Genomic DNA, 16,231 nt, shown 5'->3' with positions numbered 1-16,231 from the left:
TAAGAAGTAGGTTTTTTAATCTACTTCTTATAATCATTTATTTATAAGTCTCATTGAGGCCATTTTTACAATTTTAATTCGAATCCATCAACATGGCAAGAAAACAAGAGAAGTACACTGTAAAAAAGTTTAATAAAATCTCAATTGGTTTATCATCACCAGAAGCTATTTTAGAAATTTCTAAAGGTGAAGTTTTAAAACCAGAAACAATAAATTACCGTACGCACAAACCAGAAAGAGATGGTTTATTTTGTGAGCGTATTTTTGGTCCTGTAAAGGATTATGAATGTGCTTGTGGAAAGTACAAAAGAATTCGCTACAAAGGTATCGTTTGTGATAGATGTGGTGTAGAAGTAACAGAAAAGAAGGTACGTAGAGATAGAGTAGGACACATTAATTTGGTGGTTCCTGTTGCTCATATTTGGTACTTTAGATCATTACCTAACAAAATGGGTTACCTTTTAGGTTTACCTTCTAAAAAGTTAGATATGATTATTTACTACGAGAGATACGTAGTAATTCAGCCAGGTATTGCTAAAAATGTAGAAGGAGAACCATTACAAAAAATGGATTTCTTAACAGAAGAAGAATACTTAGATATTGCTGATGAATTACCTCAAGATAATCAATATTTAGAAGATTCAGACCCAAACAAGTTTATTGCTAAAATGGGTGCTGAGTGTTTAATTGACTTATTGGCAAGAATCGATTTAGAGCAATTATCTTTCGATTTAAGACATAAAGCAAACACAGAAACTTCTAAACAACGTAAAACAGAAGCATTAAAGCGTTTAAATGTTGTTGAGGCATTTAGAGATTCTCAAAAAAATAGAGAAAATAATCCTGAGTGGATGATTATGAAGGCGGTTCCGGTAATTCCACCAGAATTAAGACCTTTAGTTCCATTAGATGGAGGTCGTTTTGCTACTTCAGATTTAAATGATTTATATAGAAGAGTTATTATTAGAAACAACCGTTTAAAAAGGTTAGTTGAGATAAAAGCTCCTGAAGTTATTTTACGTAATGAAAAACGTATGTTACAAGAATCTGTAGATTCTTTATTTGATAACACACGTAAATCTTCTGCAGTAAAAACAGAATCTAACAGACCTTTAAAATCTTTATCAGATTCATTAAAAGGTAAACAAGGACGTTTCCGTCAGAATTTATTAGGAAAGCGTGTTGATTATTCTGCACGTTCTGTAATTGTTGTTGGACCAGAAATGAAATTATCTGAATGTGGATTGCCAAAAGATATGGCAGCAGAACTTTACAAGCCTTTTGTAATTAGAAAATTAATTGAAAGAGGTATTGTTAAGACTGTAAAATCTGCAAAGAAAATTATAGATAGAAAAGAACCAGTTGTTTGGGATATTTTAGAAAATGTAATTAAAGGGCATCCAGTATTATTAAACAGGGCTCCAACGCTACACAGATTAGGTATTCAAGCTTTTCAACCAAAATTAATTGAAGGAAAAGCAATACAATTACATCCTTTAGCATGTTCTGCATTTAATGCCGATTTTGATGGGGATCAAATGGCTGTTCACTTACCATTAGGACCAGAAGCTATTTTAGAAGCACAATTATTAATGTTGGCTTCTCATAATATCTTAAACCCTGCAAATGGTGCGCCAGTAACTGTACCTTCTCAGGATATGGTTCTTGGTTTATATTATATGACAAAAGAAAGAGTTTCTACTCCAGAAGTACCTATTAAAGGTGAAGGATTAACTTTTTATTCTCCAGAAGAAGTAACTATTGCTTTTAACGAAGAAAAAGTTGATTTAAATGCTGGTATTAAAGTAAGAACTCAAGATATAGATGAAAATGGAGAACAAGTAACTAGAATTATTAAAACTACTGTTGGTAGAGTTTTATTTAATGAAGTTGTTCCTCCGGCTGCAGGTTATATTAATGAAGTATTAACTAAGAAAAATTTACGTGGAATTATTGGTGGTATTTTAAAAGCTACTAATATTCCTACTACTGGAGAATTCTTAGATAATATTAAAAATATGGGATATAAATTTGCTTTCCAAGGTGGTTTATCATTCTCATTAGGAGATATCATTATTCCTGCAGAAAAGCAAGGAATGATTGATGCAGCAAACAAAGAAGTAGAAGCAATTGTAGGTAACTATAATATGGGTATGTTAACGCAGAAAGAGCGTTACAACCAGGTAATTGATATTTGGGGAAGAACAAATAACGATTTAACTGAGTTATCTATGAAACGTTTACGTGAAGATCAACAAGGTTTCAACTCGGTATACATGATGCTTGATTCTGGGGCAAGGGGTTCTAAAGAACAGATTCGTCAGTTAACAGGTATGCGTGGATTAATGGCAAAACCTAAAAAATCTACTGCAGGAGGTGGAGAAATTATTGAAAATCCAATTCTTTCTAACTTTAAGGAAGGTTTATCAATTTTAGAATACTTCATTTCTACTCACGGTGCGCGTAAAGGTCTTGCCGATACAGCATTAAAAACAGCCGATGCGGGTTATTTAACACGTAGATTGGTAGATGTTTCTCAAGATGTTATTATCAACGAAGAAGATTGTGGTACATTAAGAGGTTTAGAAGTTGCTCCATTAAAGAAGAATGATGAGATTGTAGAATCTTTATCAGATAGAATTGAAGGACGTATTTCTTTAAACAACGTTTATCATCCAATAACAGAAGACTTACTTTTAGAAGCTAACCAACCTATTACTTATCAATTAGCAAAAGCAGTTGAAGAGTCTGGTGTAGATAGTGTAGAAGTTAGATCTCCTTTATCTTGTGAATCTACAAAAGGTATTTGTGCAAAATGTTATGGTCAAAGTTTATCTACTCTTAACAAAGTTCAAATTGGTGAAGCAGTTGGTGTAATTGCAGCGCAATCTATTGGAGAACCAGGTACACAGTTAACGTTACGTACATTCCACGTTGGTGGGGTAGCAGGTAACATTTCTGAAGACAATAAGTTAATAGCTAAATTTGATGGTAATGTAACTATTGAAGATTTAAGAACTGTTGTTGGTAAAGATAGTGAAGGTAACGATGTTGACATTGTAATTTCTAGAACAGCAGAAATTAAAATTATAGATAAGAAAACAGGAATTACTCAAAGTACAAACATTATACCTTATGGATCTATCATCTTTGATAAAGAGAGAAAGACTATTAAGAAAGGTGATGTAATTGTACAATGGGATCCATTTAACGGTGTAATTGTTTCTGAATTTAGTGGACGAGTTAAGTTTGATAACTTAGAACAAGGTATTAATTACTCTGTTGAAGTTGATGAGCAAACTGGTTTCCAAGAAAAGGTAATGATCGATTCTAAGAACAAGAAAATTATCGCTTCATTGATTATTGAAGATGAAGATGGTAATGCTTTACGTTCTTATAGTTTACCAGTAGGTGCACATTTAATGATTGATGATGGACAGATGGTAGAATCTGGACATACGTTAGTTAAAATACCAAGAAAATCTGGTAAAGCAGGTGATATTACAGGAGGTTTACCTCGTGTAACAGAATTGTTTGAAGCACGTAATCCTTCTAATCCATCAGTAGTATCAGAGATAGACGGTGTTGTTTCTTTCGGTAAAATTAAGCGTGGTAATAGAGAAATTATTGTTGAATCTAAAACTGGAGATATTAGTAAGTATTTAGTTAAACTTTCTAACCAAATTTTAGTTCAAGAAAATGACTTTATTAAAGCTGGTATGCCATTATCAGACGGAGCTACAACTCCTTCAGATATATTAAGAATTAAAGGACCATCTGCAGTTCAAGAATACTTAGTAAACGAAATTCAAGAAGTATATCGTTTACAAGGTGTAAAAATTAATGATAAGCATTTCGAAGTAGTTGTACGTCAAATGATGCGTAAAGTTAAGATTATTGATTCTGGAGATACTTTATTTTTAGAGAATCAATTAATTCACAAAATTGACTTTATCAAAGATAATGATGCAATTTACGGAATGAAAGTTGTTGAAAATGCTGGAGATTCTGAAAATTTAAGAGCGGGACAGATTATTTCTGCACGTCAATTAAGAGATGAGAATTCTTTATTAAGAAGAAACGATCAGAACTTAGTTGAAGCTAGAGATGCGAGACCAGCAACAGCAGAACAAGTTTTACAAGGTATTACAAGAGCATCTTTACAGACGAAATCATTTATTTCTGCAGCTTCTTTCCAGGAAACTACAAAAGTATTAAATGAAGCGGCTGTAAGCGGTAAAGTAGATACTTTAGAAGGATTAAAAGAAAACGTAATTGTAGGTAAGAGAATACCAGCAGGTACAGGTATGAGAGCTTATGAAAACATTCTAGTTGGTCCTAAAGACGAAATAGAACAAAGTTTCTAATAATAGCTTTTATTAGTAATATATTTTAAAAGTTGAATTGTTTACTGTAACTTATTTACATTATTCAATTCAACTTTTTTTATTATAAATTAATTGATATATAAACAAGATTATGGAAGAAAATCAAAATAAAGACGGACAATTAAATATAGAATTAGATCAAGAAATTGCTGAAGGTACATATTCTAATTTAGCTATAATTAATCATTCTGTTTCAGAGTTTATAGTAGATTTTATTAATATAATGCCTGGTGTACCAAAGGCCAAAGTAAAGTCTAGAATTATTTTAACTCCGCAACATGCAAAAAGACTTTCTAAAGCATTGGCAGAAAATGTTAGAAAGTTTGAACAACAAAACGGTGAAATTAAAGATTATGAACAACCACCAATTCCAATGAATTTTGGGCCAACTGGTGAAGCATAAAAAAAGCGAAACTTTTTAAAGTTTCGCTTTTTTTATTATATTTTTCTTGTTTTGTTTAATAACCAAAAATCTGCTAATACTAGAGCAGTCATAGCCTCAACAATAGGTACAGCTCTTGGTACTACGCAAGGATCATGACGTCCTTTACCAGTTATCTCTCTTACTTCATAATCAGAATTTATAGTTTGTTGATTTGTCATTATCGTAGCAACAGGTTTAAAAGCTACTCTAAAGTAAATATCCATTCCGTTACTAATACCTCCTTGAATTCCTCCAGAAAGATTAGATTCAGTAGATCCATCAGCATTAAAAATGTCATTATGCTCAGATCCTTTCATTTTTGCACCACAAAAACCACTTCCAAACTCAAAACCTTTAACAGCATTAATAGATAACATTGCTTTGCCTAATTCTGCATGTAATTTATTAAATATAGGTTCACCTAAGCCAACAGGTATATTTTGTGCAACACATGTAATAGTACCGCCAATAGTATCTCCTGCTTTTCTTATTTCTTGAATTTTAGCAATCATTTTATCTGCAGAACTTTCATCCGGACATCTTACAATATTGTTTTCTGTCTTAGAAAAATCTAAATCTTGATAAGGCTTATCAATAAAAATATCGCCTACAGAAGAAGTAAAAGCATTAATTTCCATAGATGCTATTAATTGTTTTGCTAAAGCGCCAGCAACAACCCAATTGGCAGTTTCTCTAGCAGAACTTCTACCACCACCTCTATAATCTCTACCTCCAAATTTTTTATCATACGTGTAATCTGCATGTGAAGGTCTATAAACATTGGTGTTATGATTGTAGTCTTTAGATTTCTGATTGGTATTTCTAATAATAAAACCAATAGAAGTACCTGTAGTTTTTTCTTCGAATATACCAGATAAAAACTCTACTGTATCTGGTTCTTTACGTTGTGTTACAATTTTGGATTGACCAGGTTTACGTCTATTCAATTCATTTTGAATAGCTTCTAAATCAATTTTTAACCCAGCAGGAAAACCATCAATGACACCACCAATAGCGGTTCCGTGAGATTCACCGTAAGTGGTTACTTTTAATAATTTTCCAAAAGAATTAAATGCCATTTTTTTTGTATTTATTTACAAATATAATAAAGTGTTCTCGATGATATTATCTTTTGTAATATTTTAAATGATACCTATAATTTTTATTTTTTGGTGATAGTCTGAATATTAGTGTTATAGAGAATTAAAAATATTATTTTCAAATTTTTTTAAAAAAAAGTTCATTTTTGTTTTTCAGAATTAAAAAACCTTTCTATATTTGCATCCGCATTCAGGGAATACCTGATGAGACACTTGGAGAAATGGCAGAGTGGTCGAATGCGGCAGTCTTGAAAACTGTTGACTGTAACAGGTCCGGGGGTTCGAATCCCTCTTTCTCCGCAAAACCCGAAACATTACGTTTCGGGTTTTTTATTCTAAAATTTTAAATTCAAAATAATTAATAGATTAAAAAGTCTAACTGTAAAAGGTTAGACTTTTTTGTTTGATAAAACCAAGACGTAATATAAATTGTATTTTTACACTATGGATTTGTTTTCTTCAGAAAAAATAAAAAATATTTTGCCATTTGACGGTATCACAAATTATCACGGAGTAGTTTTAAATTTAAACGATTGTAGTTTTTATTATGAAAAGTTGATGAATTCTATAAACTGGAAAAATGATGAAGCTATTATTTTTGGTAAAAAAATAATAACCAAAAGAAAAGTTGCTTGGTATGGCGAATCAGAATTTTCTTATAAATATTCTGGTGTTACAAAAACAGCCAATATTTTTACAAAAGAGTTACTAGAATTAAAATCAGTAGTAGAAAAAGAAACACAAGAAACATATAATTCTTGTTTATTAAATTTATATCATTCTGGTGAAGAAGGTATGGCATACCATTCCGACGGAGAAAAAATGCTCAAAAAAAACGGAGCAATAGCATCATTATCTTTAGGTGCTACAAGAAAATTTTCTTTTAAACATAAAGAAAATAAACAAAGAATAGACATTGTTTTAGAGAACGGAAGTTTATTAGTTATGAAATCTGGTACACAAACAAACTGGTTACATAGATTGCCACCAACAAAAAAAGTAAAAACACCTCGAATTAATTTAACCTTTAGAACAATAGAATTGTAATCTTATCTTTACTTTTGCAAAAAAAATTATTCATTGGAAACTAACAAGCAGCAAACTATAAATCTTAATAAATATATAAGCTCATCTGGTATTTGTTCTAGAAGAGAAGCAGAAAGATTTATAAACGAAGGCAGAGTTACCATTAATGGTAAACCAACACAACTAGGTAACAGAGTTGGTAAAAAAGATGTTGTAAAGTTAGATGGTAGATTAGTTAAACCTAAAAAAACAACACTTTACATAGCTTTAAATAAACCTGTAGGTATAGTTTCTACAACAGATGGTAGAGAAAAAGCAAATATTGTAAAACATATAAATCATCCAGAAAGATTATTTCCTATTGGTCGTTTAGACAAACCATCCGAAGGATTAATTTTTTTAACTAACGATGGCGATATTGTAAATAAAATTTTACGCGCAGGTAACAATCACGAAAAAGAGTATTTTGTAACCGTTAACAAATCTGTTACACCAGAGTTTGTAGATAAAATGAGTAACGGAATACCAATTTTAGGCACAGTTACCAAAAAATGTAAAGTAGAAAAAGTAAGCGAAAAAGTCTTTAAAATAATACTAACACAAGGTTTAAATAGACAAATTCGTAGAATGTGCGAGTATTTAGATTACGAAGTTACCAAGTTAAAAAGAACCCGAATTATGAATGTAGAATTGGGTTTTTTACAAACAGGAGATTGGCGAGAGCTTACCCAAGAAGAAATGCAACAAATAAATAAAATGATTGCAACATCTTCTAAAACAGAAGAAGCATCAGTTGTAAAAGAAGCGCCAAAAGCTAAAAAAGCAAAAAGAAAAGAAGCACCAACCAAAAACAGTTTTAATAAAAAAAGCGCATCATTTAGAAAATCATCACCAAAAAATAAAAGGAAGAATACAAGTTTTTCATCCAAAAGAAAAAGAAGATAATTTTTTGGGCGTTACTTTGTTCTAAAAGCATTTAGAACTAAAGTCAGGCTTTACGCTACAATCTTTTTTTCGTTCCTCAAAAAAGGATTTCCACTGCAATCCTTAACCCATATTTTTGCGAACTAATAGCAAAATAGAATATAAATTTTAATTAAGAAACTTACAATTCTTAAATAATAGTATCTTTGCCGATAATGAAATTTGACTTAAAAATTACCGACCCAAAAAGCAAGGCAAGAGCAGGAGTAATAACTACTGATCACGGAGAAATAGAAACGCCTATTTTTATGCCTGTGGGAACTGTTGGAACCGTAAAAGGAGTTCATCAAACAGAATTAAAAAACGAAATAAATCCTGATATTATATTAGGTAACACATATCATTTATATTTAAGACCTGGTTTAGATATTTTAGAAAAAGCAGGTGGTTTGCACAAGTTTATGAACTGGGATAGAAATATCTTAACAGATTCTGGTGGTTACCAAGTGTATTCTTTGTCTGGTAGAAGAAAAATTAACGAAGAAGGTGTAAAGTTTAAGAGTCATATAGATGGTTCTATGCATCATTTTACACCAGAAAACGTTATGGAAACACAACGAACTATTGGTGCAGATATTATAATGGCTTTTGATGAGTGTACACCTTATCCTTGTGATTATAATTATGCAAAAAGATCGATGCACATGACGCATAGGTGGTTAAACAGATGTATAAATCACTTAGATAAATTACCATATAAATATGGTTTCGAACAAACTTTTATGCCAATTGTACAAGGTAGTACGTATAAAGATTTAAGAAAACAATCTGCAGAGTATATTGCAAATGCAGGTCAGCAAGCAAATGCAATTGGTGGTTTATCTGTAGGTGAACCTGCCGAAGAAATGTATGCGATGACAGAAGTTGTAACAGAAATTTTACCAGAAGACAAGCCACGTTATTTAATGGGTGTTGGTACGCCAATTAATATTTTAGAAAATATAGCTTTAGGTATCGATATGTTCGATTGTGTTATGCCTACTAGAAATGCTAGAAATGGTATGCTATTTACTGCTTATGGTTCTATAAATATTAAGAATAAAAAGTGGGAAGACGATTTTTCTCCGATAGATGAAATGGGAATTACTTGGGTAGATACAATGTACTCTAAAGCATATTTACGTCATTTATTTGCTGCAAAAGAAATGTTAGGTAAACAAATTGCTTCTATACATAATTTAGGATTTTATGTTTGGTTAACTAGAGAGGCAAGAAAACATATTTTAGCAGGAGATTTTAGAGAGTGGAAAGATAAAATGGTAAAACAAATGGACAATAGATTGTAAAATTACAAGTTCTTATGAAGAACTTAAATCTAAAAAATTAATTATTTATTCTTTTGAAAATAATAGATTGGTACATATTAAAAAGGTTTTTAGTAACATTTTTGTTTACATTATTAATCTTAATTCCGATAGCAATAGCTATTGATGTTTCTGAGAAAATAGACAATTTTTTAGAACATCCAGATTTAGGATTCAATGAGATTTTAAATGATTATTACTTAAATTTTACAATATATTATACCAATACTTTTATGCCTCTGGCATTGTTTATTGCTGTAATTTTATTTACATCAAAATTATCTAATAACACAGAAATTATAGCAATTACAAATGCTAAAGTTTCTTTTACTCGTTTTTTATATCCATATTTTATAGGAGCCACTTTAATTACTATTTTATCATTGGCTATGAATCATTATGTGGTGCCAACAAGTAGTAAAACAAGAAAAGCTTTCGAAAAGAAATATATCAATAACTCAAAACAAATTAACGAGTTAAAATATGTGTCAGATTTTAGTTTACAATTAACAGATAGCACGTATATATTTATAAGAACGTTTAATACAGAAAATAATATAGGTTACGATTTTAACTCAGAAACTTATGATGGGTTAAAATTAAAGTCAAAATTATCTGCAAACAGATTAAAATATAATGTAAAAGATTCAACCTTTACAATTAGTACCTGGAAAAAAAGATTGATTTATAAAGATAGAGATAGTATTTTTTCTGGTAATAAGATAGATACAGTTTTTAGTTTTACACCAAGAGATTTAATCTATAAATCTGCTTTTGCACAAGAAATGCCATCTAACGAATTGATGAAATTTATAGATATTTCTAAAAAAAGAGGTGTTAAAAACCTTAATGCCTATTTAGTAGAACTTTATAAAAGAACTAGTTTACCTGTTGCCTCCTATATTTTAACCATCATAGCAGTTGCTTTGGCTTTTAGAAAAAGAAGAGGTGGTACAGGCGTTAACCTAGCAATAGGAGTTGGTATTATGTTTTTGTATGTGTTTTTTATGAAAGTTGGTGAAGTATTAGGCTCTGTTGCCGGAGTAAATTCTATTACTTATGTATGGATTCCTAATATACTATTTGGTGCAGTTGCTGTTTATTTATACTTAAATGCAAGAAAGTAAATTAAAAAACTATTTATTACTACACCTCATTGTCTTTATTTGGGGGTTTACCGCAATTTTAGGTGCGCTAATAACTATTGATGCAATTCCTTTGGTTTGGTATAGAATGTTATTGGCGGTAATTTTTATTGCAATTTATTTTCTTTGGAAGAAAAAATCATTCAGAGTCAATAAAAAAGGGCTTTTAAAATTTTTATTTACAGGAATTGTAATTGCCTTACACTGGGTATTTTTTTTCAAAGCTATAAAAGTTTCTAATGTATCTGTTGCACTGGTAACCATGAGTACAGGTGCATTTTTTGCATCATTAATAGAACCTATATTTTTTAGGAGAAAAATAAATACTTTAGAGATTTTTTTAGGATTATTAGTCATAGGTGGGTTGTATATTATATTCAATTTCGAAAGTCAATATAAATTAGGTATTATTTACGCGTTAATTGCCTCTTTTTTAAGTGCACTATTTGCTGTTTTAAACGGTTTGTACATTAAAAAATACACTGCGGATGTTATTTCGTTCTACCAATTATTTTTTGGCGTTGCTTTTATTACTGTATACTTATTAATAACTAACGGATTTTCTATTGCCTTTTTTCAAATTGAAACTTCAGACTGGTTGTACCTTTTAATTTTAAGTAGTATTTGCACTGCTTATGCTTTTATTGCTTCTGTTGAAGTAATGAAATATCTCTCTCCTTATACCGTAATGCTTACAATAAATTTAGAACCTATTTATGCAATTATTTTAGCTTTAATAATTTTTGGTGATAAAGAGCAAATGAGTAACACCTTTTATTTAGGAGCTTTTATAGTCTTGTTTGTAGTATTATTAAATGGTATTTTAAAAAATAGAAAGACATTAAAAGATAAGATTCAGCAAAAACTGAAAAAGAAAAAAGTAATTTAATTTAGCCTTAAAAAGTAAATTTTATAGTATGTTTGTTCTTACAAATAACTAAAATCAAATCACTAGAAATGGAATATTTAGAATTTGAAATGCCAATAAAAGAACTTCAAGATCAACTGCAAAAATGTCAGATTATTGGTGAAGAAAGTGAGGTAGATGTAACTGCTACTTGTAAAAAAATTGAAAAGAAACTAGCAGATGCTAGAAAAAATATATACAAAAACTTAACGCCTTGGCAGCGAGTACAATTATCTAGACATCCAAACAGACCTTATACTTTAGATTATATCAAGGCTATTTGTGGTGATACTTTTATGGAACTTCATGGAGATAGAAGTGTAGGTGATGATAAAGCGATGATTGGCGGATTGGGTAAAATAGGAGATCAATCTTTTATGTTTATTGGTCAGCAAAAAGGTTTCAACACAAAAACACGTCAGTATAGAAATTTTGGAATGGCTAATCCAGAAGGATATAGAAAAGCTTTACGATTAATGAGAATGGCAGAGAAATTTGGTATTCCTGTAGTAACACTTTTAGATACTCCTGGTGCATACCCTGGTTTAGAAGCGGAAGAACGCGGACAAGGGGAAGCTATTGCTAGAAATATTTTTGAAATGACAATTCTTAAAACACCAATTATAACAGTTGTTATTGGTGAAGGAGCTTCTGGTGGGGCTTTAGGAATTGGTGTTGGAGATAGAGTTTATATGATGGAAAACACTTGGTATACGGTAATTTCTCCGGAATCTTGTTCTTCTATCTTATGGAGAAGTTGGGAGTTTAAAGAACAAGCTGCAGAAGCTTTAAAACTTACCGGTAACGACATGAAGAAAATGAAATTGATAGACGGAATTATCAAAGAGCCAATTGGTGGTGCACATTCTGATAGAGAAGGCGCTTTTGCTGCTGTTCAAAGTCAAATACTAGCTGCTTTTGATGAATTGAAAGATTTATCTGATGAAGATTTAGTCGAAAAAAGAATGGATAAATATGCAAACATGGGGGTTTACAAAGAGTAAATATCTATTTAAATAAAATAAAAAAAGCGAAATTCAAATTTGAATTTCGCTTTTTTTATTTTTTAAATACCTAAAGAAGTAAATAATTCTTTTAATCTTGGTTCTGATGGTCTAGGTGCATCAGAATTTACAATTTTACCTTGAGGATCTATTAATATAAATCTAGGAATCGAATTTATCTGATATTCTTGTTGAAAAGATATGTCTTTACCTGCCCAAAGTTGCACACCAGATAACTGTTTTGCTTTTACAAAATCTTTCCATTTCTTTTCTGCTGCTTCCCAAGATCCGCCACTTCTTCTGTATTCATCCGTAGAAATACTTATAAATTCTATATTTTTACCGTGATATTCTTTTTCTAAAGATTTTAGATAAGGAATTTGTTGAATACAAGGTCCGCACCAAGTAGCCCAAACATCTATATAAACAAATTTCCCTTTAAAAGAGTCTAAAGATTTTTTACCGCCTTTGTAATCTGCATAATCAACAAATTTTGGTGAAATAGTTCCTTTAGCCATAGCTTTGTTTTTTTCATAAGCTTGGTTAAAATAAGTAATCATTTGATTGGTTTGACTATCTACCATTTTTACCAATGTAGTATCTATGTCTTTATAAGAGTTTAAAATACTATCGTAATTAGATTTAATAGAAGCTATTTTGTTTTTAAAATCATTTTCATTTAATTCTAATAGTAACGTAGGATTTCCAATTTTTTGACTTTCTGTAATCTGAGCTAAAATAAAATTACTATTATCAGCACCTTGTCCAGAGAACTTAAAACTAGACATAAAATTTTCAGAGTCTCCATTTAACTTAATATCAAATCCGTTTTTTAAATAAATAGGAGCTCTTTTTGCAGGACTAGTACTAAGAGTGTACACTGCAGCGTTTTCTATATTTAAAGTATCTTTAAAAGTACCATCGTTATTAATTGTAATGCTTTTTACGGGACCTTGTTGACCTGTAATTGTTAAAATAGAATCTTTATTATTTTCTAACTTTCCAGAAAGCGTTAAATAATCTTTAGAATGTTCTTTAGTACAAGAAGCAAGTGCAAAAACAGCGATGATTATGATGCTAATTTTTTTCATTTATTATAAATATTTATTTGAAACAAATATATAAATTTAATCAGAGGATAGTGTCTTTCGATATTTAACTTTTCTGTTAAAAATATAGAAATCAACTGTGTTTTTGTAGTTTAATGTAAAAAAAAATCTCAAACGTTAGTTTGAGATTTTTTAATTTATGATTCTGTTTCAGATTCTTGTTCTGGTTCTATTTTTCCTTTTTGTATCTTGATATTTAATTTATTTTCTTTTTCATCAAGATCCATAGAAATTGTATCTCCTTCATTTAGTTTAGAATTTACAATTTCTTCAGCTAGAGCATCTTCAATGTATTTCTGAATTGCTCTTTTAAGTGGTCTAGCACCATACTTCTTATCAAAACCTTTGTCAGCAATATAATCTTTTGCTTTTTCGCTTAATTGTAATGTATAACCTAAATCTGATATTCTACGTAATAGTTTATCTAATTCGATATCTATAATCGAGTGTATATCTTCTCTTTCTAGAGCGTTAAATACAATTACATCATCTATTCTATTTAAAAATTCTGGTGCAAAAGATTTCTTTAAAGCGCCCTCAATTACAGATTTTGCATGTGCATCTGCTTGTTCTTTTTTAGAAGAGGTACCAAAACCTACTCCGCCACCAAAATCTTTTAATTGTCTAGCACCAATGTTAGAAGTCATAATGATGATTGTATTTCTAAAATCAATTTTTCTTCCTAAACTATCAGTAATATAACCGTCATCTAAAATTTGAAGCAACATGTTAAACACATCTGGATGCGCTTTTTCAATTTCATCTAAAAGAACAACAGAATAAGGTTTTCTTCTAACTTTTTCTGTTAATTGACCACCCTCTTCATAACCAACATATCCCGGAGGTGCACCAATTAAACGAGAAATAGCAAATTTTTCCATGTACTCACTCATGTCAATTCTAATTAAAGAATCATCAGAATCGAATAATTCTTTTGCTAAAACTTTTGCTAATTGCGTTTTACCAACACCAGTTTGTCCTAAGAAAATAAAAGAACCAATTGGTTTGTTAGGATCTTTTAATCCAACTCTATTTCTTTGAATTGCTTTAACAACTTTAGATACAGCAATATCTTGCCCAATTACCTTGCCTTTTATAAGCTGAGGTAATTCGTTTAATTTATGTGTTTCTGCTTCTGCAACTCTATTTACAGGTATGCCTGTCATCATAGAAACAACTTCTGCAACATTATCTTCGGTTACAATTTCTCTATTTAACTTAGAGTCATCTTCCCATTGTTTTTGAGCAGAATCTAAAGCAGCCTCTATATTCTTTTCATCATCTCTTAATTTTGCAGCCTCTTCATATTTTTGCCCGTTTACAGCTTTAGTTTTCCTTTCTCTAATAAGCTCTAACTTGGTTTCTAACTCTAAAATTTGTTGCGGAACAACAATGTTTGTGATGTGAATTCTAGATCCAGCTTCATCTAAAGCATCAATAGCTTTATCTGGCAAATATCTATCAGTCATATATCTGTTAGTTAATTTTACACAAGCCTCTAAAGCTTCATCTGTATAATTTACATGATGATGTTCTTCGTACTTCGTTTTTATGTTGTGTAAAATCTGTATTGTTTCTTCTACAGATGTTGGGTCTACAATTACCTTTTGAAAACGACGCTCTAATGCGCCATCTTTTTCGATATTTGTTCTATACTCATCTAAAGTAGTAGCACCAATACATTGTATTTCTCCACGAGCCAAGGCTGGTTTTAACATATTAGAAGCGTCTAAAGAGCCTGTAGCGCCACCTGCGCCAACTATTGTATGAATTTCGTCTATAAAAAGAATAATGTCATCATTCTTTTCTAGTTCGTTCATTAGAGCTTTCATACGTTCTTCAAACTGACCACGGTATTTTGTGCCCGCAACCAAACTTGCTAAATCTAAAGAAACCAAACGCTTGTCAAATAAAATTCTAGAAACTTTTCTTTCTACAATTCTTAAAGCTAAACCTTCTGCAATGGCAGATTTACCAACACCAGGTTCTCCAATAAGCATTGGGTTGTTTTTCTTTCTTCTACTTAGTATTTGAGAAACTCTTTCAATTTCTTTTTGTCTACCAACAACAGGGTCTAATTTTCCTTTTTCTGCTAAATCTGTTAAATCTCTACCAAAATTATCTAAAACTGGTGTTTTTGATTTTTTAACATTTTTTCCTTTTTGAGGTTGATCAAAAGGATTTTGTTTTTCAGAAGCAAATTCATCATCAGATGGTGTTTCTGCTATCGGATTGTTAGGTAGATCTTCATCATCTACATGCAGTTGTTTATATAAAGCTTTCGCTTCATCGTAATTAACGTGGTATTTCTGAATCAACTTAGTAGTTGGGTCATTTTCGTTTCTTAAAATACATAAAAGTAAATGTGCAGTATCTATAGATTCGCTTTGATATAGCTTTGCTTCTAAAAAAGTTGTTTTTAGAGCTTTTTCTGCTTGTCTAGTTAAATGTAAACTTTGTTTCTCAGAAGTTTCTGCAAAAGTAGGATCAACTGGGTTTAGTTGTTCTAACTTTTTACGCAATAAAATAGTATCTACATCAAATGCAGTTAAAATTTCCATTGCTTTTCCTTCTCCTTTTCTTATTAAACCTAATAACAAATGTTCTGTTCCAATAAATTCATGCCCTAATCTTAGCGCTTCTTGTTTACTGAATGCTATTACATCTCTTACCTTCGGTGAAAAATTATCGTCCATATATTATTGTCTATTGATGTAAATTTAGTCCTTTTTTTTCTTAAAAATTACAAAAAATATGCCAACTCTTAAAAACTGACAGTTTGACTTTAAAAATAATGCAGAAAATAGTTGAAAATCAAGTAAGTAAAAAGCGCTAATAAA

General features: G+C 30.6%; 11 protein-coding genes and 1 tRNA gene. 9 read left to right on the top strand and 3 right to left on the bottom strand.

From position 1 onward, the window contains the following. Positions 1-92: 92 nt before the first annotated feature. Both rpoC and WG950_RS04550 read left to right on the top strand, forming a co-directional pair. Positions 93-4,367, top strand: coding sequence for a DNA-directed RNA polymerase subunit beta' (gene rpoC, locus WG950_RS04555; RefSeq protein WP_340934419.1), 4,275 nt, complete (start codon positions 93-95; stop codon positions 4,365-4,367). Between the two features lie 112 nt (positions 4,368-4,479). After that, positions 4,480-4,791 (top strand): DUF3467 domain-containing protein, encoded by a 312-nt coding sequence (locus WG950_RS04550; protein WP_077808831.1) that lies wholly within the window; start codon positions 4,480-4,482, stop codon positions 4,789-4,791. Positions 4,792-4,826: 35 nt separating this feature from the next. On the opposite strand, the gene aroC is transcribed toward WG950_RS04550, so the two are convergent. Then, positions 4,827-5,891: a chorismate synthase gene (gene aroC / locus WG950_RS04545; RefSeq protein ID WP_340934416.1), complete on the bottom strand. Its 1,065-nt coding sequence runs from the start codon at positions 5,889-5,891 to the stop codon at positions 4,827-4,829. Positions 5,892-6,127: 236 nt separating this feature from the next. On the opposite strand from aroC, the gene WG950_RS04540 reads away from it, so the two are divergent. From WG950_RS04540 to WG950_RS04510, 7 genes are all read left to right on the top strand, one after another. Next, positions 6,128-6,212 (top strand) — tRNA-Ser (locus WG950_RS04540). Between the two features lie 144 nt (positions 6,213-6,356). Continuing rightward, positions 6,357-6,959, top strand: coding sequence for an alpha-ketoglutarate-dependent dioxygenase AlkB family protein (locus WG950_RS04535; RefSeq protein ID WP_340934414.1), 603 nt, complete (start codon positions 6,357-6,359; stop codon positions 6,957-6,959). 33 nt (positions 6,960-6,992) lie between these two features. Beyond that, complete coding sequence (rluF, locus tag WG950_RS04530; RefSeq protein WP_340934412.1) at positions 6,993-7,883, top strand: 23S rRNA pseudouridine(2604) synthase RluF; 891 nt, start codon at positions 6,993-6,995, stop codon at positions 7,881-7,883. A gap of 194 nt (positions 7,884-8,077) precedes the next feature. Further along, positions 8,078-9,208 (top strand): tRNA guanosine(34) transglycosylase Tgt, encoded by a 1,131-nt coding sequence (tgt, locus tag WG950_RS04525; RefSeq protein ID WP_077808850.1) that lies wholly within the window; start codon positions 8,078-8,080, stop codon positions 9,206-9,208. A gap of 53 nt (positions 9,209-9,261) precedes the next feature. Beyond that, the gene (locus tag WG950_RS04520; protein ID WP_172830880.1) at positions 9,262-10,353 is read left to right on the top strand and encodes an LptF/LptG family permease; all 1,092 of its coding nucleotides are present in this window, start codon (positions 9,262-9,264) and stop codon (positions 10,351-10,353) included. Continuing rightward, positions 10,340-11,260: a DMT family transporter gene (locus tag WG950_RS04515; RefSeq protein WP_340934406.1), complete on the top strand. Its 921-nt coding sequence runs from the start codon at positions 10,340-10,342 to the stop codon at positions 11,258-11,260. The genes WG950_RS04520 and WG950_RS04515 overlap by 14 nt, the downstream gene beginning before the upstream one ends. 68 nt (positions 11,261-11,328) lie before the next feature. Then, positions 11,329-12,282 carry an acetyl-CoA carboxylase carboxyltransferase subunit alpha gene (locus WG950_RS04510; RefSeq protein WP_079738456.1) on the top strand — a complete coding sequence of 318 codons (954 nt, stop codon included), beginning with the start codon at positions 11,329-11,331 and terminating at the stop codon, positions 12,280-12,282. Positions 12,283-12,344: 62 nt separating this feature from the next. On the opposite strand, the gene WG950_RS04505 is transcribed toward WG950_RS04510, so the two are convergent. Next, positions 12,345-13,373 carry a TlpA family protein disulfide reductase gene (locus tag WG950_RS04505; RefSeq protein WP_340934402.1) on the bottom strand — a complete coding sequence of 343 codons (1,029 nt, stop codon included), beginning with the start codon at positions 13,371-13,373 and terminating at the stop codon, positions 12,345-12,347. A 155-nt stretch (positions 13,374-13,528) separates the two neighbouring features. Further along, positions 13,529-16,087, bottom strand: a complete 2,559-nt coding sequence (locus WG950_RS04500; RefSeq protein WP_079738458.1) for an ATP-dependent Clp protease ATP-binding subunit — start codon at positions 16,085-16,087, stop codon at positions 13,529-13,531. Positions 16,088-16,231: the final 144 nt, after the last annotated feature.

It is taken from the genome of Polaribacter marinaquae, assembly GCF_038019025.1.
In the GTDB taxonomy this organism is placed as follows: domain Bacteria; phylum Bacteroidota; class Bacteroidia; order Flavobacteriales; family Flavobacteriaceae; genus Polaribacter; species Polaribacter marinaquae.
Note: the sequence above shows the minus strand (reverse complement) of the source record. Positions and strands in the feature narration are given on the sequence as shown.